The organism is Paraburkholderia unamae (assembly GCF_003268775.1).
Lineage (GTDB): Bacteria > Pseudomonadota > Gammaproteobacteria > Burkholderiales > Burkholderiaceae > Paraburkholderia > Paraburkholderia unamae.
Genome location: NZ_QLSU01000040.1, coordinates 29,086 through 55,344 on the forward strand (window position 1 = coordinate 29,086; position 26,259 = coordinate 55,344).

A 26,259-nucleotide genomic window follows, 5' to 3' on the forward strand; every position below is an offset into this window, starting at 1 on the left:
TGGGGCTCAACCCGGTTGCACAATGCGCTGCTCGATCTTGCCGAGACGGACCACGGTCACGCCGGGACGCAACTGGCGCAGCGAAGGCATCACGAGAATGCAGTCGTCGTAGGGCGTGAGAACCGGCTCGCCGTCGGACCAGCCGATCACCGCGCCCGCTTTGGGGAACACTTCGAGTCCCGTGTAGTCGCCCGCGAAGCGGAAGTCCATGCTCTTCGCCACGACAGGTTCCGTGACGCGCACCACGCGCATTTCAGCCGGCAGCGGTTGCAGCCAGTCCGCAGGCAGATCCGCTGCGTCCACCACGCCCGAGAGCCGCAAAAAGCGCGCGCTCACATCGCGCGCCACGGTCACGGCGCTCGCTTCCCAGTGCTGTCCGCACTCGATCAACAAGGCGTTCTTCGCGCTCGCCGCGTCGCCGAAGCCTTCGTAATCGCGCATGCGCCGCCCTTCGGGATGGCCTTCGTCGCAGATCACGGTGGCGGGCGCGCCGAGCCGCGCGGAGAGTTCGACGCCCTTGGCAAGCGGTCCCGCGACAATGAGCGGCATGCACTTCTCATGCATCGAATGCAGGTCGAGCAGCAGATCGACGTCGTCGATCACAGGGCGCATCGCGCGGGCGCGGCGCAGCTCGCTCGAATCGCGCACGAGGTCGTCGAGCGCCTGCGCGGTCCATACGCGGTTGAAGTCCTGATCGACGAAACGCGCGGCGTCGGGGTGCTGCGGGTCGAAGCGGCGATACGCCTCGACGTTGGCGAACGCGAGCGTGAGCTTGCCGCGCCGCGGCCGCAGCCGCGCGCGCAACAGCGCATCCACGACGATCGCGCCGCACACCTCGTTGCCGTGCGTGAGCGCGTTGATCATCACATGCGGGCCCGCTACGCCCGAATCGAACGTATGAACATAGGGGATGCCCGTTTCGCTGCGCTCGTGCGCGGCGATGTCGGGAAACGCGACTTCGATCGGATAGGTGCTCATGCGAGCCCTCCCTGGCAGAGGTATTTGATGGAGAGGTAATCGTCGAGCCCGTACTTCGAGCCTTCGCGGCCATAGCCCGATTCCTTCACGCCGCCGAAGGGCGCCGCCTCGCTGGCGAGCGCGCCTTCGTTGATGCCGACGATGCCCGCTTCTAGCTGCCGCGCCACGCGGTCGATGCGGCGCACGTCCTGGCTGTAGAAGTACGAGGCGAGGCCGTAGGGCGTGTCGTTGGCGGCGTGAATCGCCTCGGCTTCGTCGTCGAAGCGGAACAGCGGCACCACGGGGCCGAAGGTCTCTTCGCAGCTTAGCTGCATGTCGGCAGTCGCGCCCGCGAGCACGGTGGGCGCGTACCAGTTCGGGCCGAGTTCGGCGAGGCGCTTGCCGCCCGTGAGCACGCGTGCGCCACGGGTCACGGCGTCGTCCACGTGGCGCGCGATCTTTTCCACCGCGCGCGCGTTGATCATCGGGCCGATCTGCGCGGCGGGGTCGGTCGCGGGCGCGACTTTCAGGGCCGCCACGCGCGTGGCGAGCTTGTCGGCGAAGCGCTCGAACACGCCCGACTGCACGTACACGCGATTCGGGCACACGCAGGTCTGCCCGCCGTTGCGGAACTTCGCGGCCATGAGGCCTTCCACGGCGGCGTCGAGATCGGCGTCGTCGAACACGATGAACGGTGCGTTGCCGCCCAGTTCGAGCGAGAGCTTCTTCAACGTGCCGGCCGATTCCCTCGCGAGATGCTTGCCCACCGGCGTCGAGCCGGTGAACGTGATCTTGCGCACGCGGCTGTCGGCGAGCCAGTCGGCGACGGCGCTCACGCCACGCTCGCGCGACGCGCAGATGAGGTTCAGCACGCCGGGCGGCACGCCCGCTTCGTGCGCGAGCATGACGAGCGCAAGCGCCGTGAGCGGCGTGTCCTCGGCGGGCTTGCCGACCACGGTGCAACCGGCGGCCAGCGCCGGTGCGATCTTGCGCGCGATCATCGCGAGCGGGAAGTTCCAGGGCGTGATCGCCGCGACCACGCCAACGGGCTCCTTCACCGCGCTCATGCGCTTGCCGCGCTGCTGCTGCGGGATGAGGTCGCCGTAGATGCGCGTGGCTTCATCGGCGAACCAGGCGACGTACGACGCGCCATACATCGCTTCGCCGCGTCCTTCGTGCAGGGGCTTGCCTTGTTCGAGCGAGATCAGTTGACCGAGTTCGTCGGCGTTCGCGACGATCAGCGCGTGCCAGCGGCGCAGCACCGCGGCGCGTTCGGCGGGCAGCGTGTCGCGCCACGCGGGAAACGCGCGGGCGGCCGCGTCGGTGGCGGCGCGTGCGTCGTGCGCGTCGCTGTCGGCGACTTCGGCAATCGTGTTGCCGGTGGCGGGATCGGTCACGGCGAAGCGCGCGCCCGAGGCGGCGCTCATCCATTGCCCGTCGATGAAATTGTCGCTGCGCATCAATGCGCTCAAGGGATAACGCGTAGTCATATGCCGATTCCTTTCCGCCCGTGCGGAAGACGTTGGATCGATGCGAGGGAGTGAGCGCGCACGACGACTGCGCCGAAACCGGAAGGAGGTTTCAGCGCGAAGCGTGGGCGAGAAAATGGAGGCGGGACGCAGGCGCGCGAGGCACGTGCCTCACGTCCGTCGCCCATGCTCAGGAATGCAGGTTCTGCGAGAACAGCGTTTCGAGCGGATAGTGCGTCTTGACGAACGCTGTCTTGATGATGACGTAGCTGAAGTACTTCTCGATGCCGATGTCGCGCTCCAGCAGCCCTTCCACGATGCTCTGATAGTGGCTCACGCTGCGCGCGACGAACTTCAGCAGATAGTCGTAGCCGCCGCTCGCGAGATGGCACTCGACCACCTCGTCCACCTCGCGTATCGCTTTCTCGAACTTGATGAAGTCCTCGCGGCGATGGTCGGCGAGCGTGACCTCGGTGAACACCATCTGCACGTCGCCCAGCTTTTCGAGCTGAATCTGCGCGCCGTAGCCGACGATGAACCCCGCCTTCTCCAGACGTTTCACGCGGATCAGGCAGGGGCTGGGCGACAGCCCGACTGCGTCGGCCAGTTCGACATTCGTGATGCGCCCCCGCTTCTGGAGTTGCGAGAGGATGCGCAGGTCGATTCGGTCCAGCTTGCAGTCGTTGCTCATCGTGATGGGGGCGGCCCTGCATGTCGAAGGTTCGAGTGATGTTATCACGCGGCGACACGGGCGCTGACCCCATTGCCGGCCTTTAATGCCGCGCGGACCTCGGGCTGCGCGAGCACGTCGTCGAGCGTTTTTTCGAGGCGTTCGAACAGCAGGTCGAACTCGCTTTCGGTGAACGAGAGCGCGGGCGCGAAGCCGAGAATGTTGTCGCCGAACGCGCGGAAAACAAGGCCGTTGCCGTATGCGGCGGCCGCGATGCGATCGGGCAGGCCGAGCGAGGTATCGAAGCGCTGCTTGCTGTCCTTGTCGGCGACGAGTTCGAGCGCGCCGAGCAGGCCGCGATGACGCGAATCGCCCACGAGCGGGTGATCGAGCAGCGCATCGAGCCCCTGCGCGAAGCGCGGCGCGCGCGCCACGCCGTTCGCGAGCAGGCCGCCTTCGTGATAGAGACGCATGACTTCGAGGCCGATGGCCGCGCTCACCGGATGCGCCGAATACGTATGACCGTGGCCGACCACGGCGGCGGCGTCGCCATCGGCAATGCCTTGATAGACGGCGTCCGACATCAGCACGGCGCCCATCGGCGCGTAGCCCGCCGTGAGGCCCTTGGCGACGGTCATCAGGTCCGGCTCGACGTCTTCCGCCTGGCATGCGAACAGCGGTCCCGTGCGGCCGAAGCCCGTGATGACTTCGTCGGCGACGAACAGGATGTCGAGCTTGCGGCACGCTTCGCGCATGGCTTTCAGCCAACCGACGGGCGGCACGATCACGCCGCCCGAACCCTGGATCGGCTCGCAGAAAAACGCGGCGACATGATCGGCGCCCAGTGCGGCGACCTTCGCTTCGAGCGCGGCGACCGAGGCGGCGATGAGCGCGGCATCGTCCGCATGCTCGCTGCGATAGGCGTAAGGCGAGGGAATGTGATGCTGCGTGGCGAGCGGCAAGTCGAAGTGTCGATGAAACGCGGGCAAGGCCGTGAGGCCCGCACCGACCGCCGACGAGCCGTGATAGCCGCGCTCCTGCGCGATCACATGCTTCTTCGCGGGGCGGCCCGTTGCGTTGTAGTAGTGCGTAATGAAGCGCAGCGCCGAATCCACGGCGTCCGAACCGCCCAGCGTGAAGTACACGTGTTGCAGCGAAGCGGGCGCGCGTTCCACGAGTTGCGCGGCCAGTTCGATGGCGGGCTCCGAGCCGAAGTGGAAATAGCCCGTTGCGTAGGGCAGGCGCGACATCTGGCGCGTGGCGGCTTCGACGATGCTTTGATGGCCGTAGCCCGTGTTCACGCACCACAGGCCCGAGAATGCGTCGAGCAGTTCGCGGCCATCGGCGTCGCGCAGGAACACGCCCTGGGCGGATTCGAGCACGGTCACGCCGCGCTTCTCGTGCGCGCGGTAGTTCACGACGGGGTGGATCAGATGCTTGCGGTCGGCTTCGATGAGATGGCGGTTCGGCATGGTTCGGTTCCCGGCTGAAAAGTCAGAGGAGTGCGGCGCTTGGCGGTTGGCTGGCGGTTGCTTGTCCGTCGCTTGTCCGTCGCTTGTTCGTCGTTACGCCGTTGATTCACCGTTCCATGCTACCGGGCCGCCGCCGGTGGACGCTTCGCCAAATAATTCGCGAAATAGCGTGTTTGTGGCGTTTTGATCGGCGCGCGCAGCATATTCTGCTGCGCCCCGGTCACGCTCAATAACCGCGCGTGCGGTCGATGAGGCCGAGCATCGGCATGCCCGCGCGGTGGCGGCGAATGTTGTCGAGCACGACGTCGACGGCGGTTTCGGGCCGCGTGGCGCTGGCGATATGCGGCGTCAAGCGCACGCACGGATGGGTCCAGAACGCGTGTTCGGGCGGCAGCGGCTCGGGGTCCGCGACGTCGAGAATCGCATGGCGCAAGTGGCCGCTGTCGAGCGCGTCGATGAGCGCCTGCTGGTCCAGTTGCGGCCCGCGCCCGACGTTGATGAACGACGCGCCCGGCGGCAGCTTCGCGAACAGCGCGGCGTCGAGCAGGCCGCGCGTCGCCTCGGTGAGCGGCAGCAGGCAGATGAGGATATCGGTGCGCGCGAGGAAGGCGTCCAGCGCTTGCGCGCCCGCGTAGCACTCCACACCCGGCAAGGTGCGTGGCGAGCGGCTCCAGCCCGCGCAGGCAAAGCCGAAAAGGCGCAAGCGTTCGAGCACCGCGCCGCCCAGCATGCCGAGGCCGAGCACACCAACGCGGCGCGACGCGGCGGCGCGCACGGGCAGCGCGCGCCACACGCGCTGCCGCTGCTGCCCGGCATATTCGAACAGATCGCGGTGAATGGTCAGGACCGCCTGGGTCACATACTCGACCATGCCTTCGACAATGCCCGGCTCGATCATGCGCACGACCGCCACGTGCTCCGGCACGCCGGAAAGATCGAACTGATCGATGCCCGCGCCCACCGAGAAGATCACTTCGAGATTGGGCAGCGTGCGCGCGGGGTCCTCGGGGGGCTGCCAGGCCGCGAGGTAGCGCACGGCCGCGAGGTCGCCGGTATCGGGCCAGAGGCGAAAGCCGATCTCGGGGGCCTTGTGCGCGAAGAGCTGCGCCCATTGCTTGCCGCGCTCGGGGTCGGCCTTGTAGAGGAGCGTCATGATGGCGTGCCTTTGATTGGCGAGGCGGAGGAGCCCGGCGGCTTAGCCGAGCGCCTGCGTGACGATGGCGTATTGCAGCGTGGCGGGGTCGCGCGCGGGCTCGCCGTTGCGCGCCATCTTCACGACCGTGTCGACGCGCGCGAGTCCGACCGATTCGAGCCAGGGGCCGAGGCCCTGCTCGTCGGGCGTGTCGAGGCGCGTGAAAGCGCCCGCGTTGGCCGCGAGGCGGTTGGCGATCAGCGCCTGCGCGCGCTGCCTGTGCAGGCCGTCGTCGGCGACCACGGGCACCGGACCGATCGCATGACCCCGGCCGAACGGGCGCAGGAGCGCAAAGCCGACCACGGTATCTCCTTTGACCAGCGCCACGCCTTGCGACATATCGAGCAGCGGCGGCAGCAACGCGCTGCGATCGAGCCCGCTTGCGCGTGTCGCGAGTTCGATCAGGCGCGGCGTGTCGCCCGCTTCGAGCGGACGCAGGCGCTCGCCTGGCGGCGGCTCGACGAACGGCGCGGCAAAGCCTGTGGCTTGATACTGGTGCAGCAGGCCGACCTTGCGGAAGCCGAGCTTTTCATAGAGCGGCTGGCCGGCCTGCGTGGCGTGCAGCACGGTCATGCGCGGGCCGAGCGCGTCGAGCAGGCGCTCCATGAGCATGCGGCCGATGCCGCGCCCCTGCTGGCTGGCCGCGACGACGACGAGCCCGAGCGTGGCGCCGCCCTCGCCCCAGGGCCAGCACAGCGCCGTACCGATGACCGTGCCGCTTTCGCGAACCACGAAGCCGCGCCCCGTTGCGGCGGCGAAGCGCCAATCCTCGCGGGTATGCGGCCAGCCGAATTGCAGCGAAAGCGCGTGCGCGCCCTCAACGTCGGATTCGGAAAAGGTCTCGCAGACAAGACTCGGGAACGCGGGCTGACCGGACACGGCGGGCTCCTTGATCGGGATTGGATGCCCACTTTGACAGGATCGCAGCCGCGCGAATAGGACGATCCTCTCGCGCGAGCGCAGCCTGCGTATTCGATTCGCTACTGGCGCCGGAGGCTGAAAAGCCGCAACAACTCGTCGCGCAGGCCGGAGATATCGAGGACATGCTGCGCACGCGTGAGCGCGACGTAGAGCAGGCGCAGTTCGTCGTCTTCGGGCATGGGGTTGCCGTCGGGGCCGCGCAGCCGGAAATCGTCGGCGACCTTGACGCGCTTCCATTCGAGGCCCTTGGCGCGGTGGACGGTCGAGATCACGTAATCGGCGGCGTCCGCTTGCGCCGAGCGCTGCGCGAGCGCCCGCAGATAGCCGGTGCCCAGCTCGTCGACGATGCGCACGAGCGGCAGAAGGTCCTGGCCAAACGCGCTGCGCGCGAACGCCTGGGCGTCGCTCCACGTTTCGAACAGCGAAAACGCGGCCGGGCGGAAGGCGCGCTGGCCGGCCAGCAGGCGTTCCGCGCCTTCGGCGTAGGCCAGGATCTCGGCAGGGCTCATGCGGATCGCGGGCCGCTCTCCCGCCTCCAGTCCCGCCGCGAACTGCCAGATCGCCGTGACGTTCTTGCGGCACAGGATCGCGTCCACCGGGGGCGCGAGCGCGGGATCTTCCACCATGATCGAGCCGATCGCATCCTGTCCCCGTATGGGCGTGCGCTCCCCCAGCAGCGCGAGCAGGCGGCTCGCGAGCGCCGCGAAGGTCGCGCCAAAGCGGAACGACTCCGTGAGCGCGCGCTCGGGCGCGTGGATCTGCTCCATCGCATTGACCGCGCCTCGCCACTCGTAAATTTGCTGGTAAGGGTCGCCCACGTAGATGATCTGCGCGTGGCGCTGGCGGCCGAGGACCGAGAGCATCACGCCGTCGCTGTCCTGGGCTTCGTCGAACAGGATGAAATCCGCCTCGACGCGCGGCTCCGAGAGCGCCCAGCGCTTCAGCAGCACGTCCGGCGAGATGGCGCCGCTCGCGCTACTCGTGCGGGTAGCCGCGCCTTCTTCCCACATGCGCCCGACATAGGGCAGCAGCCACGCGCGCAGTTGCGCGGCCACCGCCTCGTCGATCTTGTCGTCGACGACGATATGCGGCAACGCGGGCCGCAGATCGGCGGAGCGGCAGAACCTGTCGCGCGCCTCGGCAATCATGCGCCCGATCTCGAACGGCGCGATCTCGACGGCCTTGCCCGTCACCGTGCGCACTTCCAGCGCGCCCAGTCCGTAGCGCGCGGCAAGTTCGTGCGGCGGCTCGCCCTGGAGGCTCATGCGGTTTCTGAGCGAGGCATCGACGCCGGCCCACGCCAGCGAATGCATCGTGCGTGAATCGACGTGAGCGGGAAAGCGCCGCGCCGCGCTGGCCGCGATTTCGCGGTTGAACGCGAGGTACATGCCGCGCCGCTCGCCGAATTGCTCGGCCACGAGCTGGAGCGTGGAGGTTTTGCCCGCGCCCGCGAACGCCTTGATCTTGAGGTCGCCCGCGCCACGCGCCGCCTCGATCACGGCCTCTTGCTCCGCCGTTGGAATGAAGCCCCTTTTCACGCGATTCCCGACCTCATGTGCGCTCGCTCCTGGCGACGTTGAGTCGCTGATTTTCGCATGGACCGGCGCGGCGCATGCCCGGAACACGCCCACGCATGCTTAGAGCACGCCCACGCGCGCCTGCTTGCCCAGCACCTCGCCGCACAAGGCGAGCCAGGCGCGCGCGGCATGCGACATGTAACGATCCGGCGACCAGATGTGCGTGAGCGTCCAGTCGAGCGCGGGCTCCGTCACGCGCGCCAGCGCGAGATTGCTGACATCGAGGTGCGCGAGAAACGGTTCGGGCAGGAACGTGGTGCCGAGCCCCGCCGCCGCCATCGCCGCAAGAAAGTCCCAGTGCCCGCTTCTGGCCACGACGTGCGGCTCGATCCCGGCGTCCTGAAATGCCGCACGCAGGCGGCGGGTCAGGGCAAAGGCGTCGTCCAGCAGGATCAGCGGCTGGTCCTTGAGCGCGGCGAGCTTCACGGTGCGCCGTCCCGCCCACGGCGCCTCGCGCGGCCCCACGGCCCAGATCGTGTAGCGCGCGATCACGCGGGTCGCGAGCTTCTCTTGGCTCGCGCCCGGCAACAGCACGGTGGCGCCGACTTCCAGTTCGCCGTCGATGACTTTCTGTTCGAGCAATTGCCCGCCATGTTCGGCGAGCCGCAGTTCGAGCTTGGGGTAACGCTGCTGAAAGGCGCGAACGGCGGCCGGGAAGAACAGGTTGCCCATTGGCGGCATGCCCACCGTGAGCTGGCCCCGGCCGAGCTGCGCGACGTCGGCGACTTCCGTTTGCAGTTCGCGGATCACCGAAAGCGCCTGCAAGCCGCGCTCATAGACCACGCGCCCGACGTCGGTGAGCTGCACCTGGCGGCCGTCGCGGATCAGCAGCGGTTGCCCGACTTCGTCTTCGAGCTGCCGCACCATCTTGCTGATTGTCGACTGGGTGACAAACACGGCGGCCGCGGCCTGGGTGAAGCTGCCCAGTTGAACGGTTTCGACAAAGTAGCGCAGCGCGCGGACATCGATGGGCATCGTCGTAAGGAGAAAGAGACGGCGGAAGGCATGAAAAAAACGACTGGATTTCATGACATTAAATCACGTTATGCATCGAAGAATCTTCATTAAACTTGATGACATCTGGAGTCGGATAGGCGTCATTCATCGTACGGATGGGCGGCAAACCGGCGGACAGTGGCATACCAAAGGAGACAGAAGTGCTTGAGGAGCGGATTCGCCTGGCGCCGTTGCGCGACAGGATCGTGACGGCGGACGAGGCCGCGTCGCTGATTCATGACGGCATGACCGTCGGCATGAGCGGCTTTGGCGCCGCCGGTGACTGCAAGGCGGTTCCGCTGGCGCTGGCCGAGCGCGCCCGCAAGCACTCCTTACGGATTACGCTGATGACGGGCGCGTCGGTGGGCCACGAAGTGGACGGCGTGCTCGCCGAAGCGGGCGCCATCGAGCGGCGCATGCCGTTTCAGTCGGACCGCACCCTGCGCAAGCAGATCAACGCGGGCGAGGCGATGTTCATCGACCTCCATCTTTCCGAAATGGCGGAGCAGTTGCGCGACGGCCACCTCGGCGCGGTCGACGTGGCCGTGATCGAAGCGGTGGCGGTGGGCGAGGCCGGTATCGTGCCGACGATGTCGGTCGGCAATTCGGCCGTGTTCGCGGCGCTCGCGAAGCAGGTGATCGTCGAGATCAACCTGGAGATGCCGCTCGGGCTCGAAGGGCTGCACGACGTTTATGTGCCGCGCGCGCGTCCCGATCGCGAGCCGCTTGCGCTGACCAGCGCCGCGCAGCGCATCGGTCTTCCCTTTATTCCGCTGGACCCGCAAAAGATTGCGGCGATCGTCGTCACGCGCAAGGGCGACAGCCCCAACAAGGTGCTGCCGCCGGATTCGGACACCACGCAGATCGCCGGGCACCTGAGCGGCTTTCTCGCCAACGAAGTGCGCGCGGGCCGGCTCGGCCCCTCGTTGCGGCCGCTTCAGGCGGGCGTGGGCTCCATCGCCAACGCGGTGCTGCACGGGCTCGTCGATTCGGACTTTCGCGGTTTGCGCATGTATTCGGAGGTGCTTCAGGACGGCGCCATCGAACTCATCGACACGGGCTGTGTCGATTTCGCCTGTGCCTCCGCGATCATGCTGTCGAGTGAATATCAGAAGCGCTTTTTCGAGGGCCTGGAGCGCTACCGCTCGCGCGTCCTGCTGCGGCCGCAAGAGGTCAGCAACCATCCCGAGGTCATTCGGCGGCTGGGCGTCATTGCGGTGAACACCGCGCTCGAATGCGACATTTACGGCAACGTGAACTCGACGCACGTGGGCGGCACGCACATGATGAACGGCATCGGCGGCTCGGGCGATTTCGCGCGCAATGCGTATCTGTCCGTGTTCGTGACGAAGTCGCTGGCGAAGGACGGCGACATTTCGAGCATCGTCCCGATGGTGTCGCACGTCGATCATATCGGCCAGGATGTGGACGTCATCGTCACCGAGCACGGGCTGGCGGACCTGCGCGGCCTCGCGCCGCGCGAGCGCGCGCAGCAGATCATCGCGCATTGCGCGGACCCGTCGTACCGTGACGTGCTGCGTGACTACGTGACGAAGGCGGCCGCGCGCGGCGGCCACACGCCTCATCTGATCGAGGAAGCGCTCGCGTGGCACGCGCGCTATCGCGAGCGCGGCAGCATGCGCGCCGATCAGACCGTGCGCGCGCCTTCGCAAGCGCTTACCGAGCCTGCCTGACTTTGCCTGATCTTGCACGATGGATACGTTACAAAACATGCGGGTGTTCGTCCGCATCGTCGAGGCCGGCAGTTTCACCGCCGCGGCCCACTCGCTCGATTCGACCACGGGCGCCATGTCGCGCGCGCTCTCCGAACTGGAGGCGCATCTGCGCACGCGCCTGCTCAACCGCTCCACGCGGCGCCTCGCGCTCACGCCCGCCGGCGAGCTTTATCTGAAGCGCTGCAAGCAGATTCTCGCGGATCTCGGCAGCGCCGAGGAGGAAGCCAGCGGCGCGCATGAACGTCCGGCGGGCGCGTTGCGTCTGCACAGCTTCGCGAGCATCGGGCAACAGTACGTGCTGCCCGCGATCTCGAAGTACCGCGCGTTGCATCCCGAGGTGACGATCGAGCTCACGCTCTCGCAGCGCATGGCCGATTTGTTCGAGGGCAGCAGCGATGTGTCGGTGGTGACGGCCACTTCGCTGCCGAACTCAGATCTCGTATCGCATCAACTGGGGGCGTCGTGCAGCGTCCTGTGCGCGTCGCCGGGCTATGTGCGTACCCACGGCGCGCCGCACACGCCCGCCGATCTCGCGCATCACGACTGCCTGATCCTCAAGACGCCGACCTCGCCCGTGCACGAATGGACGCTCGAAGGCCCGGAGGGCAGCGTGGCCATGCACGTGGACGGCCCGGTGCAGGTGAATATCGCGGAATCGCTCGCGGTGGCGATTCGCGAGGGCATGGGCATCGGCATGCTGCCCGTTTATGCGGCCATCGACGGGCTGCGCAACGGCACGCTCGTGCGCGTGCTGCCGCAGCACATTCTCCAGAAGGTCAACGTGTATGCGCTGTATCCGTCGCGCAAGTTCGTCGATGCGAAGACGAAGACCTGGGTGGAGTTCTTGCGCGCCCATCTGCCCGAGGTGATCGCTCGCGACATGGCGCTGCTGGAAAAACTGACACGCGAGCCGCTCGCGCATACGCCCTTGATCGAGCCGCATGAAGCGTCGGCGGACGTGTCGTGAATTTTTCCCATGCAGCCCCCGTGCCGCTAGAAACGATGCCGCAGGCCCACGGCCGCGACGAGCTGGTTCGCGCCTGACGCACGCGAGAAGTTCGAGATCTGTGCGCCTTGAATGCCGGTGCCTTCGAGCTGGTTCGCGCGTTGATAGATCGTCTCGACATAGACGTCGGTGCGCGGCGAGAGGAAATACGTGGACACGATGCCCGCCTGGTGCCATTTCGGATAGCGCACGCCGGTTGGCGTGGCGAAGCGGCCTAGCGTGAAGGTGTAGCCCGCGGAGAGGTTCCAGTTCGGCGTCACGTAATAGCGGATATTCACTTCGACGTTGTCGAAGCGCACGTCATCGCCCGGCAGGCTGATGGCGGTGTCGGCCACGTTGTTGATCGAGGTGGCGTTGTCGAGCCGCGTTTCGCTGAAGATGAGGCCTGCCGCGCCGGAGCCGAAATGGTAAAGGCCGCCTGCGGCCCACGTGCGCTGCCGCTCGGCATTGAAGGGCGCGCCGGCGGGCACGGCGCCATCGGTGTTGGCCGTTGCGAGGTTCGAGGCGCGGTCCAGCTGGAAGTAGCCCGCGCCGGTGTCGAGATTGCCGTACTGATACGAGAAGCCGAAGCTGTACGCGCGGTTGTTCGCGAAGCCGCCCGCTGCGTTCGAGAACCCGTACAGCGCGCCGAGTTTCAGGTTGCCCAGCACCGGCGTGACGTATTTGACCGAATTGTTGATGCGGGTGTAGTTGTCGAGATTGTCGTTGTCGTAGACGTGCGCGAAGCCCGCGCCGCCATACGAGGTTCCGCCGAGCGAGAACGGTTCGACGAACTGCACGACTTCGTCGAACTGGCGTCCCATCGTGAGCGTGCCCGCGCGCTGCGACGATAGCCCCATCCACGCCTGGAAGCCGAACAGGCGCCCTTGTTGCGCCGCGTTGCCGTTCATCACGGAAAAGCCGTTGGTGAGCGTGAAGATCGCGCTGAGATCGCTGCTGAGCGGCTCGTTGCCGGTCAAGGCCCAGCGGCTGATGTTGATGTCGCCGTTTTTCGCCTGCCAGGCGCTTTGATGGCCGTTCGTGTTGCCCGCGTCGCTCACGTACGCGATACCGGCGTCGACGGAGCCGGACAGGCGGACGGACTGGGCATGGCTCGCGGAACTCGCGAAGGCGATCGCGACGCTCGCGAGACCCATGTCGAGTTTGATTCTACGGACCTGCATTGGCTTTCCCCTTATTTTCAGTAATGCTTATGAATTTATCGAAGCGTTTTCCGCTGCTATACGTTGTTCGTGCGGTTTGCGCGTCGGTATGGTCGATGGGGAGCGGCGGCGGAAAAATCGCGGCGAACGCAAGAGAGTGTTCCAGATCGCTCAACGAAGCCGGTGGCAGGCGAGGGCGGGCGCTGCGAGGGGTATCGATCGATTTGCGAAATGGAAATCGCCATATCTTGCTTGACGCGCCTGCGTGAGCCGGTACGGCCATGTTTCATCTGTAACCTTGCGGTTGCCCGCCTGGCATCCACAGGCAACCGTGCTCCCGTAAACTAACGGCGCTGGCTCGTTTTCCGGGCCGGCGCCCAGCGGCCGGGTCCGTGGCCGGGAGCAGGCGCGGCCATGTCCCATTCGATTCTTGTGCTGGAAGACGATGCCGGCACGCGCGAGCTGATCGTGGCGACGCTGCGCGAAGCGGGCTTCCTCGCCCACGCCCACGCCGACACGCTCGAACGCCTGCCCGATGTGCGCGCCCAAAGCGTCGGCGTGATCGTTGTTGCGCTGGGCGAGCCGAAATGCGATGGCGCCGCGCAATTGCGCCGCCTGCGCGAGCGATATCCGCACGCGCGCATCGTCGCGATCTCGGGCCGCTTCCGCTTCAACGTGGGGACGGCCGCTTCCGTGGCGCGCCAACTGGGCGCGGACCGCGTGATCGCCAAGCCGCTCGATTGCGCCGCGCTGCTCGCCAACGTCCGGCAATTGATGGCATCGCTTGCATCATGAAGCGGCCCGCCTGGTTCGCCCGCCCGCACGACGCCGATGAAAACGCGCGCCCCGCGAGCCATCGCACGACGCTCGCGGGCGGTCTGCTGGTCGTGCTCGTGCTGTGCGCGGCGGCCTTCGTGAACGTCTGGCAAAGCCGCGGCGCTACGCTCGCCGAAGGGCAGCGCGCGTTGCAGCTCGTCGCGCAGGTGTGGGCCGGGCAGGTCGGGCAGACGCTCGACCGGATGCCGGGCACGCCCCCCGTCTACGCGCGCGGCGAGTGCGAAGCGCTGCTCGCCGGGCTCGCACAGGTTGCGCGCGACGAACAGCTGTCGCTTGCGATCGAGGGCACCGGCGAGGCTCGCGCGTTCGCCTGTGAAATCGCCACCGAACGCGCAACGCAGGCCGCTGCCGCCCCGTTGACCGCGCGCGTGGCCGTGCCGGGCCATCCGCTCGTCGTCGAAGTCGGCCGTTCGCGCGCGCAGGTGCTAGGCGGCTGGCGCAGCACCACGCGCGCCACGCTCGCGCGCACGTTCGCGATCTCGGCGTTCGTGCTCGTGCTGCTTTATCTGCTGATGCGCCAGGTGCGCCGCCAGGACCGCGCGCATGCCGGTTTGCGCGCGGGCGAGCAGCGGTGGCGCGCCGTGTTCGACAACGCGCCGGTCGGCATCGTCATGCTCTTGCCCAATCAGCCGTACATGGTCGCGAATCCGGCTTTCTGCCGCATGGTCGGCTATACGCTGGAGGCGCTGCACGGGCTCGCGCCCGACGACATCACGCACCCCGACGACGTCGCGCTCACGCGCGCCAAGGTGGCGGAACTGGAGCGCGGCGCGCGCTCGCACGTGACGTTCGGCAAGCGCTACGTGCACCGCGACGGCACGGTGATCTGGACGGAAATGAGCATTTCGCGGCTGTCCGCTTCGGGCGAACTCGACGGCATGCTGGTGGCCGTCATCGACGACGTGAGCGCGCGCCGCGCCGCCGAAGCCGAGCGGCTGCGTCTCGAAGCGCAACTGCGCCAGGCGCAGAAGCTCGAAGCGCTCGGGACGTTCGCGGGCGGCATCGCGCACGACTTCAACAATATTCTCAGCGCGATTCTGGGCTATGGCGAACGCGTTTTCGCCGCGCTGCCCGCCGATTCGCCCGCGCGCCGCGACGCGCAGCAGGTGCTCAACGCGGGCACGCGCGCGAGCCAGCTGGTCGAGCGCATTCTCGCGTTCAGCCGCAGCGGCATGGCGGCGCGGCTGCCGGTCCATGTCGCCTCGGTGGTGGAGGAAACCGTCGATCTGTTCAAGGCGCAGGTGCCGCGCGGCGTGCGCATCGCATTGCGCATCGACGCGCCCGACGCCGTCGTGCAGGGCGATCCCACGCATCTGCATCAGGTCGTCATGAATTTGTGCAGCAACGCGCTGCACGCGCTGGAGGGGCCAGGCGCGATCACGGTTTCGGTCGATGAGAGCGACATGAGCGATGTGAGCGGCGCCGTTGCCGCGCCGCCAGCGTCGCGTTACGTGCGCATCGGCGTGGCCGACACCGGCGCGGGCATCGCGCCCGAGGTGCGCGAGCGGATCTTCGATCCGTTCTTCACGACGCGCCGGCGCGGCGCGGGCACCGGACTCGGGCTCTCGCTCGTCGACGGCATCGTGAAGGAGTATGGCGGGGTGATCGACGTGCAGAGCGCGCCCGGCGAGGGCGCGTGCTTTTTCATCTATCTGCCGATCGCGCAGGCGTTCTCCCGCGACGCGCGCGCCGCCGCAGGCGACGAGCGTGAGGCGGCCGCGCGTGCGCCGCAAGGCAACGGCGAAACGATCCTGCTGGTGGACGACGAGCGCACGCTCGTCGAACTCGGCGAGGAATGGCTGGCGGAACTCGGTTACGAGCCGGTGGGCTTCGCTTCGCCGCAGGCGGCGCTCGACGCCTTTCTCAGCGAGCCGCAGCGCTTCGACCTCGTGCTCACCGACCAGACCATGCCGGAGATGAGCGGCATCGAACTGATCGAGCGGCTGCACGCGCTGCGCCCCGAGCTGCCCGCGTTGCTCGTGAGCGGTTATGGCACGGCGCTGCTCGACGAGGCGGCGCGCGCGGCGGGCGTGCACGCGGTGCTGAAAAAGCCCGTGAATCGCGAGGCGCTCGGGCGCGCGATCCGCGCGGCGCTGCCGCTATAATTTTCAGTCGTCATTGCGCGACCCTACGCAAAAAATCAGGCCGAAACCCGTGCTGTCATGAACGAGCCCAACCTGCCCCATATTCTCGTGGTCGACGACGACCCGGCCATTCGCGAACTCATCGCCGCCTATCTCGTCGAGAACGGCATGCGCGTGAGCGCGGCGGCCAGCGGCAAGGAGATGTCCGTCGCGCTGGCCGAGGAGGCGATCGACCTGGTGATACTCGATCTGCGCATGCCGGGCGAGGACGGCATCGAAATCGCCCGGCGCATCCGCGTGCAGTCGGCGTTGCCGATCATCGTGGTGTCCGGTTTGCGCGAGGAGGCCGATCGCGTGATGGCGCTCGAACTGGGCGCCGACGACTATCTCACCAAGCCCTTCAGCTCGCGCGAATTGCTTGCGCGCGTGCGGGCGCTGCTGCGCCGCGCGAGCGTCACGGCGGCCGGCTCGGCGCCCGCCACGGGGCGGCAGATCGATGCGCGCGCGTACCGCTTCGCCGGTTGGGAACTGAATATCGGCACGCGCAAGCTCACGTCGCCTCGCGGCGAAGTCGTGCCGCTCACCAACGGCGAATTCAGCCTGCTCAATGCGTTTCTGGCCGCGCCGGGCTGCGTGCTCGCGCGCGAGCAGTTGCTGGAGGCGAGCCGCATGTACGACGACGTGTACGACCGCTCGATCGACGTGCAGATCCTGCGGCTGCGCCGCAAGATCGAGGCGGTGCCCGCGCGGCCCGAGTTCATCAAGACGGCGCGCGGCGCCGGGTATGTGTTCGCGGCGCCGGTGGAGAAGCTCAGCAACGCCGCGGGCTGGAGCGGCGTGCGCTAAGGCCGCGCGCGGGCCAGGGCGGGCTCAGTCGAGCACGTCGGGCAACACCATCGACACGGCCAGCGCGCCCTCGATCACCTCATGTTCGATATGACGCGCGAAGAACGAGCGGGCGCTGCCGGTGGGCTCGGCTTCGGCCTCGGCTTGCAGATGCGCGCGCAGGCTGGCGCGTTCCTCGCGCGTCGCGCGCAGCAGCGCGCTCACCGACTGCGCGAGCGCGGCGAGACGCGCGCGGTCGGCGGCGTCGAGCGCGGCATCGGCGCCTTCCAGCGGCGACACCACGCCCACGAGCTTGCGCAGACGCAGCATCAGCACGCTCGCGTGCGCCGCGCGGTGATTCGAACTCAGCGATTCGAGCCGCGTGGCGGCGATCACGGCTTCGAGCGCATCCACCGCGAGGCAGGCCTGCCTGCGCAGCGCGGCGATCGCACGCGTGTCGCTGTCGCTCGCTTCGGACTTTTCCGCTTTTTCGATGGCTTCCTGCGCTTGCGCCTCGTGGTCCGGCGCGTGCCCGCGCAGCACCGCCTGCACATAGTCGCTCACGCACGCAAGGGCGCGTGATGCGGCGGGCGCGAGCTTGTGCTGCTCCCACTCGGGCCAGGCGAGAAAGCTCGCCGCCACGCCCACCGCCACGCCCGCGAGGCTGTTGAGCACGCGCGAGACCGCGAGATCCCACGGCTCGCCAACCGGCGTGCCCAGGTGCGCGACCAGCACGAAGTGCGAGGTGAGAAAGAGGATGTACGAGACATAGCTCACCGCGCGCGCGGCGAGCGTGCCGGTGGCGAGCGGCAGGATCGCGAGCGCGAGCAGGATCGGGCTGTGGATCAGGAGCGCGAGCGCCGAGGCGAGCACCGCGCCGAGCATCGTGCCGCCGATGCGCAGGCTCGACACCCTGACCGTTTGCGAGAAGGTCGGCTGCACGATGAACATGGTCGTGAGCGCGAGCCAGTAACCTTGCTCCGCGCTGCGCCAGCGCGCGAGCGTGACGGCCACCATGGCCGCGAGCGCGAGGCGCGCGGCGTAGCGCGCGAACACGCCTTGCGTGCGCACTTGCGCGATCACGGCCGCGAAGGCGTCGCGCCACGGCCGGCTCGTGCGCGTGGCGCTCGCCGGGGCGCCGTGCGTCGCGCCGCGCGTCTCGCTGTCCGCTTCGGCGACCAGGGTGGCGAGGCGCGCGCTCAACGTCATGAACGCGTCGCGCCACGCGCGCGCATCGCGCGGCGCGTCGGCTGCCAGGGCTTCGGCCTCGACCTGCGAGCGCGCGAGTTCGGCATGTCCGGCATGTTCAACGTGGGCGGCATAGTCGGCGAAAGGACGCAGGCGCGCGGCGGTCGTGGCGGGGTCGGGCGGCGTGGCGCGGCGCACGTCCAGCGCGCAGGCGTCGATGCCTTCCGCCAGCCGCTTGAGCGTGGCGGCGATCAGGTCGAGCGTGGCGCGCTCCACGGCCGGTTGCGGCGCGCGCCGCCTGCTGTGCAACAGGCTTTCGATCCCGGCGAGCAACGCCATGGCCTGTTCGGCGTCGGCCAGCCAGCGGCGGCAGCCAGGCGCGACTTCGCCGGGCGCGGCCGTGATCGCGGCGCTCATGGCGTCGAGCGCGGTGCGCAGTTCCGCACGGCTCGCCGCCGCGCCGTGGCGAAGATCGGGCGTTTGCGCGAGCTTGCTCACATAGGAGCCCAACGCGTAGAGCCAGGCAAATGTCGCGGCGCGTACACGCGTATCGGCGCTGTATTGCCAGAGCGCGAGATTGCAGGCGATGGCCCAGAGCCCGCCGCCAAGAAAGAAAACGGCATAGTCGAGCGCGGCTTGGGCGCCATGCACCGGGAACGCCGCGCACACCGCGAAGGCGGTCGCGGCGAGCAAGCCGCGCAGCCCCGGCAGCGCGCCCCGGCAGCGCACCAGCGCGCCGAGCCACGCGCTCACGCCCGCGAGCGCGACGGCTAAGCCGGGCACCGCGCCCGCCGCGATCGCGCAGCCCGCGGCGAGCGCACCGAGCACCGCGAACACGAGCCCCTGCGTCATACGCTGGCGCGGCCGCGTGCCCGAGTCGTCGCACAGGCAGGTCCAGAATGCGGCGATCGCCGACCAGCAGAGCAGCGGCTCGTGCCAGGCCGCCGCGAGCACGGCGGGCGCGGCGCAGATCAACCCGCCGCGTACCGATTCGGCGAACGGCAGCCGGTGACGGCCGTGCGAAATGGAGCGCAGGAGGGCGGCGCGGGCGTCCATCGAGAAGATCATGCGCGGCCTCGTGAGACTAGCTTGCCGCGCGCGGCTGGCGCACGGGCACGATGGTCAGCGAGCGGATGCCCTGTGCGCCGCGAATCAGCACGCCTTCGATGTCGGCGGTGGCCGACGGCCCGCTCATGAGCACCGCATAGCGGGACTCGAAGAACTCGCGCCGCCGGTAGGCGTGATGCAGATTGCTCACGATCTGATCGGGATCGAGCAGCGCGACCAGGTGCTGCGGGAGATAGCCGAGCGCATTCACGCGATACTCGTGCTCGCTCAGCCAGATCGAGCCGGTTTCCGCGACCGCGAATGCGGGCCGCACCACGCCCACGTCCACGTCTTCGAGATCGTGCGGGCGGGCGATCGTTGCCAGGTCGCGCGTGCCGCGCACTTCGGGCGTGGCCGAGCAGATCACGCGCGCGGACGCAAAGCGCGTGCGAATGAAGGCGTCGAGATCGCCGTCGGCGGGCGGCTCGCACCATACGCCGCCCAGTCGCGCGAGCGAGGTCTTGAAGGTGTCGAGCACGGCCTCGGGCGGTATGTCGTACAGAGGGACGGCGGGCAGCGGACGCGCGGCGCGCTCCACCTCGCGCAAACGGGAAAGAATGGCTTCGCGGCTACTCATGGCTTGTTCCTCTTGTTGTGCTTCAGATACCAGTCGCGGAAGGTTTCCTTCGGCGCCTCGGGTAGCTCGCGCTGCTTGCCCCATGCGTTGAGCGGATTGTAGAGCACCGCGCGCGGCAACGTCGCCACCGCTTTGCCCGCGCCCTTGATCGCCGCGCGATACAGCTTCGGATGCGCGAGCACTTTGCCCGCGACCTTCATGGCTTCGCGCTTGACGAAGGGCAGTTCGTGCTGTTCGGCGATGATCTGCCGCCATTTGTAGATCTGTTCGTGAATATTGATCTTCACGGGGCAGACGTTGGTGCAACTGCCGTTGAGCGTCGAGGCGAACGGCAGCGAGCTGTACTTCTTCAGGTCGAAGGTGGGATTGATGATCGCGCCGATCGGCCCGGAATACACGCCGCCATAGCTCAGGCCGCTGCTGCGCCGGTACACCGGGCAGGTGTTCATGCAGGCGCCGCAGCGAATGCATTTGAGCGAGTACCAGAAGTCGTCCATCGCGAGGCGCGCCGAGCGGCCGTTGTCGACCAGCACGAAGTGCATCTCGCCGCCGTCGCGCGGGCCGCGAAAATGCGAGGTGTATTGCGTGATGGGCGAGCCGAGCGCATTGCGCGAGAGCATGCGGATAAATACGCCGAGATGTTCGAGCTTGGGAATGAGCTTCTCGATGCCGATCGAGGCGATATGCAGCGGCGGCACGTTGGCGCTCAGGTCGGCATTGCCTTCGTTGGTGCAGACGGTGATGCCGCCCGTTTCCGCGACCGCGAAATTGCAGCCCGTCATGCCCGCGTCGGCGCGCAGAATGCGCGGGCGCGTGGCCTGGCGCTGCGCTTCGGCCAGCTTCGGAATGTCGCTTTCGTTCGGGTCGGTGCCGTAGTTCTGCGCGAAGGTTTTCGCCACGTCGGTCGCGAGCTTGTGCACGGCGGGCACGACGATATGCGAGGGCATCTGGTCGTCGAGCTGCTGGATCTGCTCGCCGAGATCGGTCTCCACCACGGCAATGCCGCGCGCCTCCAGATACGGGCGCATTTCGCATTCCTCAGTGAGCATCGACTTGCTTTTCACGAGCAGCCGCGCGCCGCGCGCGCTGAGAATCTCGTGGACGATGCGGTTGTGTTCCTCCGCGTCCTTCGCCCAGTGCACGACGACGCCGTTGGCCGTGGCGTTGCGCTCGAATTCCTCCAGATAGTCGGGCAAATGGGTCAGCGTGTGCTCCTTGATCGCGGACGCGAGCGAGCGCAGTTCCTCCCATTCGGCAATGCCGTGCACCTCGACGTCGCGCGCGGAGCGCAAATCCCACAGGCGCTTGTCGTGAAACGCAATGTGCTTTTCGTCGGCGATGAACTGCTTCGAATACCCCGCATGATCGACGCGCTTCATGCCGTTGCTCCGTTGAGAATCTGTGCGATGTGGATGAACTTCAGACCGAGGCCCAGGCGCTCCGAGCAGCCTTTCTGATGCATCAGGCACGACGAATCCGCCGAGACGATGTATTCGGCGCCGTTGCGCTTGTGGTCGCGCACCTTGTCGCCGCCCATGCGCGCGGAAACGGGTTCCTCCGACACGCAGAACGTGCCGCCGAAGCCGCAGCATTCGTCGGGGCGATCGGGGTGAATGAATTCGATGCCCTTGACGTTTTGCAGCAGCGCAAGCGGCTTGGAGAAGAACGGCTCGTCGATTTCCGACGTGCTGGCGGTGTGAAGACCGCGCAGCGTGCCGCAACTGTTGTGCAGCCCGACCTTGTGCGGAAACGACGCCCACGGGAATGCGCGCACGTTGAGCACGTCGTGGATGAATTCCACCAGCTCGAACGTACGGCGGCGCACCGCGAGGGTGTCGCGCGACTGGTCGGCCGCGGTCAAGTGGTCGCGCACGTGATGCACGCAACTGCCGCTTGGCGAAACGATGTAATCGTAGCCCGTGAAATTGCGCACGAAGAGATTCTCCGTGGCGGCGGCCTCTTTTTCGCAGCCGCTGTTGCCCATCGGCTGGCCGCAGCAGGTCTGATCCAACGGATAGTCCACCGTGCAGCCCAGACGCTCCAGCAGTTGCAAGGTGGCGACGCCCACTTCGGGGAAGAAGGCGTCGATGAAACACGGAATAAACAGCGCGACTTTCATTGCATCGGCTCCTCGAACAAAGCCTGCGCATGCGGGCGGCGCGGCCCGGCGCAGGCGTGATCGAGAGTGTGCAAGCGCGCGATTGCGCCCGCATTTCGAGGCGGGCCGCGCGCATTACATCTGTAACGCGGCATGTAACCGGGTGGCCGCGCGAGTGTCGCCGGCCCATGACCGCTAGTTCCGATCGGACAATTACGGTCTCCTTGCGCATGGAAGACCGGATAGCGCGGGTTGGCGTGGTAGTTTGGATGCTCTCTCGCTGACGGGCTTCGGCTACCGGTTGCCGCCCGTCAGTCCCCTCGCCGCACCGCCGTTGGCGACGGTGCGGCGCCTTTTTTTCGGCTGCGCAAATTCGACGGACGCCCCGGCAGAGGAAAGCACTATGGACGACCACGGCATCGTGAAGAACGCGCATCTGCGCAATGCAATCGATCATGCCCGGCGGCAGATCGATGCGCTCGACCCCAAAGATCCGCAGCAGGGGCTTTGGCGGCGCTCCTGGGAAGAGAAGGTCGAACAGTGGACCGAATGGCAGAACGGCGAGCCCGCGCCTTTCGAAGAGGAAATCTCGCGCGTGCTCGACGTCAATGCGAACGCCGAGGCCGAGATTCAGCAGCGGCGCGCGCGCATGGCCGCGCTGGAGACACTGCTCGCAACCGAGACGAACCCGCGCCACCGCCTGATGGCGGAGCAGGAAATGCAGATGCATGCGCGCAACATCGCGGAACTCGCGGCGTTGAACGAGCGCTTCAAGCAAGCGCTCGATCTTTAGGCCCTAGTTCCGATCGGACAAAGCCGTTCACATTCCGGCAGAAGGCTGGACCGCGCCGCACCGCATGTTAGCCTCGAAGCTCTCCCAGTTGATGGGTATCAGGAGCGAGAGTCCCGCCCGTCAGCTTGTTGGCCGCACCGGGGCAAGTCCGGTGCGGCGTTTTTTCGTGTGGTGGCCGTGCGTTATTCACCATCGTGCTGACTCGCCATCGATCGATCCCCGCCGCCGCACGCTGGCGTCATGTTCCGCGCCGCCAATACCGGCGCAGGACCTGGCTGCGCCGGTATTGGCTGCCGTGAAGCCGGGCACGTCCCGCCTCACGCTCGCCCTTACGCGGCTGGCGCGACCGACGCGCCCACGATCCCATGCCGCGCGAGCGCCTCGGCGACGAAGCCGGATGCCTTGGCCTCTTCGACGAACGCATGCAGCGCCTGCGCCGCCGCTGCGCCACGGCTTTTCGGCACGCCCATCGCCTGGCGGATCACCATGAAACGCTCGTCGAGCAGGCGCAGGCCGTGGGCCTCGCGCGCATCGGCTTCGAGTTGCTGCTTCACGCCCGCCGCGACTTCCAGGTTTTGGTCGAGGAAGGTCTGCACGACGCTCGGCGAGGTCGGCGCGCGCACGATCTGCGCGTGCTTCAATTCGCGCGTGAGGAACAGATCGTAGGCGCTGCCTTTGCCCACGGTCACGCGGTGTTGCGGCTGGTCGACCTCCTCGTTGCGGCGAATCGGCGAGGCGTCTCGCACGAGGTAGTAGCCTTCGATCAGCACGTATGGCGCGGTAAACGCGATGGTTTCGCCGCGCAGCGGGTCCACGGCGAAGAAGCCGAAGTCCGCGCGCTCCTCGCTCACCGCCTGCACGGACTTGCCGGCCGCATCGAACACCACGAGTTCCAGTTCCACGCCGAGCGTGGCGGCAAAGGCGCGCGCGAGATCGACCGACACGCCGGCCGGCGTGCCGCTTGCGTCCGTGCCCGCGAGAATGGGGTTGCCCAGATTGATCGATGCCCGCAGCTTGCCCGTGGGCGTGAAGGCGCGAATGATGGACGGATCGGGTTTCATGTTGGTGGAATGGAATTGAGGTTAGGGATGCGTTCAGCCGCAGATGCGCGCTTCGCTTGACTCGCGCCGCGCGCTTGCTCGCGGTCGCAGCAGGATCGCCACGGCCAGCACGCTGGCGAGCGCGATGCCGCCCGCCAGCACGAACGCGCTGAAGAACGTGTGGCTTTGCTGGACGAGAAAGCCCGTGACCGCCGGGCCGACGATACCCGCGCAGTTCGCGATCGCATGCACGCAGCCGCCGACGCTGCCGAGCTTCGGGCCGGGAATCGTGTCCTGAATCAGCGCCCAGTACGTGCTGCCGCTCAAGTACAGCGCGAACACGGCAACGGCCATCAGCAGCAGCGCGCCGGCCGTGGTCGTCACGGCGCCCGCGAGCGTCACGCAAACGCCCGCGGCGCCCAGGCATACGATCAACACCCACTTGCGCGCGCGCAGCGCGTTGCCCGTGCGGCGGAAGATCAGGTCGGAGAGCACGCCGCTCAGGCCGTAGCCGATAAAGCCCAGCAGCCATGGCAGCACCGTCGCGAGGCTCATGCTTTTCAGGCTCAGATGGCGGTCCATTGTCAGGAAGCTCGGGAACCACGTGAGGAAGAAGAACAGGATGTAGCTATAGCCGAAGTACGAGATCATCGCCGCGAGAATGGCAGGCTGCTTGAGGTAGAAGCCGAGGGGCTTCACGTCGGCGGGATCGTCGGACACGCTGCGGTCGGATTCGATCAGGCGGCGCTCGTCGGCCGAGACGCGCGGATGCTGATGCGGTTTGTCGGTGGCCATGAAGTGCCAGAAGATCAGCCAGAGCAGCCCGAAGCACGCGACGCCCGCGAATGCGACGCGCCAGCCGTACGCGGCCGTCAGCAGCCCGACCACCGGACCCGCCACCGCGCCGCCCAGCGGCAGGCCGCAATTGGCGAAGCCGAACGCGGTGGCCGATTCCTTGTGAGGGAACCAGTTGTTCACGATCTTGTTGATCGTCGTGGCGAGCGGTCCCTCGGCCATGCCGAAGAAGGTGCGGACCGCCAGCAGCGAGCCGAAGCCGGTGACGAGTCCGGTGGCGCCGCACAGCAGCGACCACGCGAGGATCGCGCCGGAGAACACGCGCTTGCCGCCCCAGCGGTCGGCCGCCCAGCCGCCGATGAAATTGAATGCCGCATAGCCGATGAAGAAGGTCGAGAATACGAGGCCCAGACTCGCCGGGGAAATGCGCAGTTCCTGCGCCACGGCGGGCGCGGCGACGGAAAGCGCCGAGCGGTCGAGATAATTGATGAAGCCTGCGATGAACAGCAGCAGGACGATGCGCCATCGAATGTTTGTCACCTGTCGCTCCCTGGAGCTTGTTATGGGCTTGGCGGACCGTGCGCCCGGATGCGCCGCACGGTCGGCCGCCTGTGTTTGACTGTGTTTGCCTGTCTTTGCCGCCTTCAGCGTTGCGGCCGCGCGGTCGCTTCCAGCATTGCGAGCTGGGCCGCGCCGATGTCGATGCCTTCGGCCATCTGCCGCTCCAGGCGCCCGAGTTCGATCTCGCCTGGCACGATCACGGGCGCATCCGGATTGGCGGGTGCGGAGCCGTGCAGGATCGCCGCATAGTCGGCCATGCGCGCGGCGAGCCAGGCGGTGCTGCCGAGCCTGTTCGTATCGATCAGGATAAAGAAGTGGCCGAGGTTCTGCGGCTGTTCCGGGTCGTCTTCCCACGACTTTACGTGCGTCAGGTAGGCCGCGCCGGAAAGCAGCCCCGCGAGCAGGTCGACGACCAGCGCGAGCCCGTAGCCCTTGTGGCCGCCAATCGGCAGCAGGAAGCCGTCTAGCGCCGCTTTCGGGTCGGTGGTCGGCTTGCCTTGCGCGTCGGTCGCCCAGTCGCCGGGAATCGCTTCGCCGCGCTTGAGCGCGTTGCGGATCTTGGCCCGCGCCGCGACGCTGATCGCCATGTCCAGGAGGAACGGGTGGCCTTGCGGGTTCGGCACGCCGAAGCCTACCGGGCTGTTGCCCAGGCGCGCGTCGGTGCCGCCCCACGGCGCGATGGTCGTTGTCGCGTTGCTGCCGATGATGCTGGCGAAGCCTTGCTTGGCGGCCAGGTACGAGTACGGCGACACCGGGCCGAAGTGATTGCTGCCGCGCACGAACACGCATGCGATGCCGTTTTCGCGCGCGGCAGCCATCGCCAGATCGAGCGCGCGATAGCCCACGAGCGGGCCTACGCCGTTGTCGCCGTCGAGGCGGTGAAGCGCCGGGCCGACCTGCTCGGCGGTGATCGACGGCGTGGGATTGATGCCGCCGATGCGCAGGCGGGCGCCGTACGATTCGATCCGGCTCGTGCCGTGCGTGCGCAAACCGAACAGGTCGGCGAGCACGAGAACGGTGGCGGTGTCGGTGGCGTCGGCGCGATTCAGGCCGAGTGTGCACAGCGCTTCGATGGTCAGTTCGGTCAGTTGAGCCTGGCTGACGATGCCTTGTGGGGTGGAGGTGGGCTGGGTCATGGAACGGGTCGTCTCCTTCGATCTGAAAACCGTGGGTCAAGCGGCTGCTGCGTCACAGCGCTTGCGTTTCGCAGATGATC

Annotated in this window: 22 protein-coding genes; 6 read left to right on the forward strand and 16 right to left on the reverse strand. The window is 67.5% G+C overall.

Annotated elements, in window-relative coordinates:
- Positions 1 to 6 precede the first annotated feature (6 nt).
- The 8 genes from C7401_RS39225 to C7401_RS39260 form a co-directional block, all read right to left on the reverse strand.
- Positions 7 to 978, reverse strand: a complete 972-nt coding sequence (locus C7401_RS39225) for a M14 family metallopeptidase (protein ID WP_112177432.1) — start codon at positions 976 to 978, stop codon at positions 7 to 9.
- Complete coding sequence (locus C7401_RS39230) at positions 975 to 2,447, reverse strand: NAD-dependent succinate-semialdehyde dehydrogenase (protein WP_112177433.1); 1,473 nt, start codon at positions 2,445 to 2,447, stop codon at positions 975 to 977. Before C7401_RS39230 ends, C7401_RS39225 begins: the two co-directional genes overlap by 4 nt.
- A 169-nt stretch (positions 2,448 to 2,616) precedes the next feature.
- A complete protein-coding gene (locus C7401_RS39235) occupies positions 2,617 to 3,117 on the reverse strand; it encodes an Lrp/AsnC family transcriptional regulator (protein ID WP_042269347.1) in 501 nt (166 codons plus the stop codon).
- A gap of 44 nt (positions 3,118 to 3,161) precedes the next feature.
- A complete protein-coding gene (locus C7401_RS39240) occupies positions 3,162 to 4,568 on the reverse strand; it encodes an aspartate aminotransferase family protein (RefSeq protein ID WP_112177434.1) in 1,407 nt (468 codons plus the stop codon).
- 226 nt (positions 4,569 to 4,794) lie between these two features.
- The gene (locus C7401_RS39245; protein WP_112177435.1) at positions 4,795 to 5,721 is read right to left on the reverse strand and encodes a 2-hydroxyacid dehydrogenase; all 927 of its coding nucleotides are present in this window, start codon (positions 5,719 to 5,721) and stop codon (positions 4,795 to 4,797) included.
- Between the two features lie 42 nt (positions 5,722 to 5,763).
- On the reverse strand, positions 5,764 to 6,639 hold the full coding sequence (locus C7401_RS39250) for a GNAT family N-acetyltransferase (protein WP_181565812.1): 876 nt from the start codon (positions 6,637 to 6,639) through the stop codon (positions 5,764 to 5,766).
- Between the two features lie 101 nt (positions 6,640 to 6,740).
- Positions 6,741 to 8,219 (reverse strand): UvrD-helicase domain-containing protein, encoded by a 1,479-nt coding sequence (locus tag C7401_RS39255; protein WP_112177436.1) that lies wholly within the window; start codon positions 8,217 to 8,219, stop codon positions 6,741 to 6,743.
- Between the two features lie 99 nt (positions 8,220 to 8,318).
- Positions 8,319 to 9,233 (reverse strand): LysR family transcriptional regulator, encoded by a 915-nt coding sequence (locus C7401_RS39260; RefSeq protein WP_112177476.1) that lies wholly within the window; start codon positions 9,231 to 9,233, stop codon positions 8,319 to 8,321.
- A gap of 182 nt (positions 9,234 to 9,415) precedes the next feature.
- Between C7401_RS39260 and scpC the strand changes: the two genes are divergently transcribed.
- Together scpC and C7401_RS39270 are read left to right on the forward strand one after the other, a co-directional pair.
- Entirely contained in the window at positions 9,416 to 10,948 is a 1,533-nt protein-coding gene (gene scpC, locus C7401_RS39265; protein ID WP_112177437.1) for a succinyl-CoA:acetate CoA-transferase ScpC, read from the forward strand.
- Between the two features lie 19 nt (positions 10,949 to 10,967).
- The gene (locus C7401_RS39270) at positions 10,968 to 11,957 is read left to right on the forward strand and encodes a LysR family transcriptional regulator (protein ID WP_112177438.1); all 990 of its coding nucleotides are present in this window, start codon (positions 10,968 to 10,970) and stop codon (positions 11,955 to 11,957) included.
- 26 nt (positions 11,958 to 11,983) lie between these two features.
- Here C7401_RS39270 and C7401_RS39275 read toward each other — a convergent pair whose 3' ends face one another.
- Positions 11,984 to 13,132 (reverse strand): porin, encoded by a 1,149-nt coding sequence (locus C7401_RS39275; protein ID WP_373864483.1) that lies wholly within the window; start codon positions 13,130 to 13,132, stop codon positions 11,984 to 11,986.
- A 420-nt stretch (positions 13,133 to 13,552) separates the two neighbouring features.
- On the opposite strand from C7401_RS39275, the gene C7401_RS39280 reads away from it, so the two are divergent.
- The 3 genes from C7401_RS39280 to C7401_RS39290 are packed head-to-tail and all read left to right on the forward strand — an operon-like array spanning position 13,553 to position 16,905.
- Entirely contained in the window at positions 13,553 to 13,933 is a 381-nt protein-coding gene (locus C7401_RS39280; RefSeq protein ID WP_112177440.1) for a response regulator, read from the forward strand.
- Positions 13,930 to 16,080 carry an ATP-binding protein gene (locus C7401_RS39285; protein ID WP_112177441.1) on the forward strand — a complete coding sequence of 717 codons (2,151 nt, stop codon included), beginning with the start codon at positions 13,930 to 13,932 and terminating at the stop codon, positions 16,078 to 16,080. The genes C7401_RS39280 and C7401_RS39285 overlap by 4 nt, the downstream gene beginning before the upstream one ends.
- Before the next feature lie 57 nt (positions 16,081 to 16,137).
- Complete coding sequence (locus C7401_RS39290) at positions 16,138 to 16,905, forward strand: response regulator (protein WP_112177442.1); 768 nt, start codon at positions 16,138 to 16,140, stop codon at positions 16,903 to 16,905.
- A gap of 24 nt (positions 16,906 to 16,929) precedes the next feature.
- Here the strand turns inward: C7401_RS39290 and C7401_RS39295 are convergent, their stop codons facing one another.
- Genes C7401_RS39295 through C7401_RS39310 form a run of 4 tightly spaced genes read right to left on the reverse strand, consistent with a single transcriptional unit; the run spans position 16,930 to position 21,875 of the window.
- Positions 16,930 to 19,140 (reverse strand): FUSC family protein, encoded by a 2,211-nt coding sequence (locus C7401_RS39295; RefSeq protein ID WP_112177443.1) that lies wholly within the window; start codon positions 19,138 to 19,140, stop codon positions 16,930 to 16,932.
- A 16-nt stretch (positions 19,141 to 19,156) separates the two neighbouring features.
- Positions 19,157 to 19,756, reverse strand: coding sequence for a LutC/YkgG family protein (locus C7401_RS39300; protein ID WP_112177444.1), 600 nt, complete (start codon positions 19,754 to 19,756; stop codon positions 19,157 to 19,159).
- Positions 19,753 to 21,135 carry a lactate utilization protein B gene (locus tag C7401_RS39305; RefSeq protein ID WP_112177445.1) on the reverse strand — a complete coding sequence of 461 codons (1,383 nt, stop codon included), beginning with the start codon at positions 21,133 to 21,135 and terminating at the stop codon, positions 19,753 to 19,755. Before C7401_RS39305 ends, C7401_RS39300 begins: the two co-directional genes overlap by 4 nt.
- The gene (locus C7401_RS39310) at positions 21,132 to 21,875 is read right to left on the reverse strand and encodes a (Fe-S)-binding protein (RefSeq protein WP_112177446.1); all 744 of its coding nucleotides are present in this window, start codon (positions 21,873 to 21,875) and stop codon (positions 21,132 to 21,134) included. The genes C7401_RS39305 and C7401_RS39310 overlap by 4 nt, the downstream gene beginning before the upstream one ends.
- 382 nt (positions 21,876 to 22,257) lie before the next feature.
- Between C7401_RS39310 and C7401_RS39315 the strand changes: the two genes are divergently transcribed.
- Complete coding sequence (locus C7401_RS39315; RefSeq protein WP_112177447.1) at positions 22,258 to 22,647, forward strand: hypothetical protein; 390 nt, start codon at positions 22,258 to 22,260, stop codon at positions 22,645 to 22,647.
- A 329-nt stretch (positions 22,648 to 22,976) separates the two neighbouring features.
- On the opposite strand, the gene C7401_RS39320 is transcribed toward C7401_RS39315, so the two are convergent.
- The 3 genes from C7401_RS39320 to C7401_RS39330 all read right to left on the reverse strand — a co-directional run bounded on the left by C7401_RS39320 (position 22,977) and on the right by C7401_RS39330 (position 26,179).
- On the reverse strand, positions 22,977 to 23,708 hold the full coding sequence (locus C7401_RS39320) for an ABC transporter substrate-binding protein (protein WP_112177448.1): 732 nt from the start codon (positions 23,706 to 23,708) through the stop codon (positions 22,977 to 22,979).
- A gap of 33 nt (positions 23,709 to 23,741) precedes the next feature.
- Positions 23,742 to 25,022 (reverse strand): MFS transporter, encoded by a 1,281-nt coding sequence (locus tag C7401_RS39325; RefSeq protein ID WP_112177449.1) that lies wholly within the window; start codon positions 25,020 to 25,022, stop codon positions 23,742 to 23,744.
- Positions 25,023 to 25,126: 104 nt separating this feature from the next.
- Positions 25,127 to 26,179 carry an Ldh family oxidoreductase gene (locus C7401_RS39330; RefSeq protein WP_112177450.1) on the reverse strand — a complete coding sequence of 351 codons (1,053 nt, stop codon included), beginning with the start codon at positions 26,177 to 26,179 and terminating at the stop codon, positions 25,127 to 25,129.
- Positions 26,180 to 26,259: the final 80 nt, after the last annotated feature.

What these genes read in the sequence shown, in the direction of transcription:
- C7401_RS39225 (WP_112177432.1), bottom strand. Translation starts at nt 978, where the DNA reads ATGAGCACCTATCCGATCGAAGTCGCGTTTCCCGACATCGCCGCGCAC.
- C7401_RS39230 (WP_112177433.1), bottom strand. Translation starts at nt 2,447, where the DNA reads ATGACTACGCGTTATCCCTTGAGCGCATTGATGCGCAGCGACAATTTC.
- C7401_RS39235 (WP_042269347.1), bottom strand. Translation starts at nt 3,117, where the DNA reads ATGAGCAACGACTGCAAGCTGGACCGAATCGACCTGCGCATCCTCTCG.
- C7401_RS39240 (WP_112177434.1), bottom strand. Translation starts at nt 4,568, where the DNA reads ATGCCGAACCGCCATCTCATCGAAGCCGACCGCAAGCATCTGATCCAC.
- C7401_RS39245 (WP_112177435.1), bottom strand. Translation starts at nt 5,721, where the DNA reads ATGACGCTCCTCTACAAGGCCGACCCCGAGCGCGGCAAGCAATGGGCG.
- C7401_RS39260 (WP_112177476.1), bottom strand. Translation starts at nt 9,233, where the DNA reads ATGCCCATCGATGTCCGCGCGCTGCGCTACTTTGTCGAAACCGTTCAA.
- C7401_RS39270 (WP_112177438.1), top strand. Translation starts at nt 10,968, where the DNA reads ATGGATACGTTACAAAACATGCGGGTGTTCGTCCGCATCGTCGAGGCC.
- C7401_RS39275 (WP_373864483.1), bottom strand. Translation starts at nt 13,132, where the DNA reads ATGGGTCTCGCGAGCGTCGCGATCGCCTTCGCGAGTTCCGCGAGCCAT.
- C7401_RS39280 (WP_112177440.1), top strand. Translation starts at nt 13,553, where the DNA reads ATGTCCCATTCGATTCTTGTGCTGGAAGACGATGCCGGCACGCGCGAG.
- C7401_RS39285 (WP_112177441.1), top strand. Translation starts at nt 13,930, where the DNA reads ATGAAGCGGCCCGCCTGGTTCGCCCGCCCGCACGACGCCGATGAAAAC.
- C7401_RS39290 (WP_112177442.1), top strand. Translation starts at nt 16,138, where the DNA reads ATGAACGAGCCCAACCTGCCCCATATTCTCGTGGTCGACGACGACCCG.
- C7401_RS39295 (WP_112177443.1), bottom strand. Translation starts at nt 19,140, where the DNA reads ATGATCTTCTCGATGGACGCCCGCGCCGCCCTCCTGCGCTCCATTTCG.
- C7401_RS39300 (WP_112177444.1), bottom strand. Translation starts at nt 19,756, where the DNA reads ATGAGTAGCCGCGAAGCCATTCTTTCCCGTTTGCGCGAGGTGGAGCGC.
- C7401_RS39305 (WP_112177445.1), bottom strand. Translation starts at nt 21,135, where the DNA reads ATGAAGCGCGTCGATCATGCGGGGTATTCGAAGCAGTTCATCGCCGAC.
- C7401_RS39310 (WP_112177446.1), bottom strand. Translation starts at nt 21,875, where the DNA reads ATGAAAGTCGCGCTGTTTATTCCGTGTTTCATCGACGCCTTCTTCCCC.
- C7401_RS39315 (WP_112177447.1), top strand. Translation starts at nt 22,258, where the DNA reads ATGGACGACCACGGCATCGTGAAGAACGCGCATCTGCGCAATGCAATC.
- C7401_RS39320 (WP_112177448.1), bottom strand. Translation starts at nt 23,708, where the DNA reads ATGAAACCCGATCCGTCCATCATTCGCGCCTTCACGCCCACGGGCAAG.
- C7401_RS39330 (WP_112177450.1), bottom strand. Translation starts at nt 26,179, where the DNA reads ATGACCCAGCCCACCTCCACCCCACAAGGCATCGTCAGCCAGGCTCAA.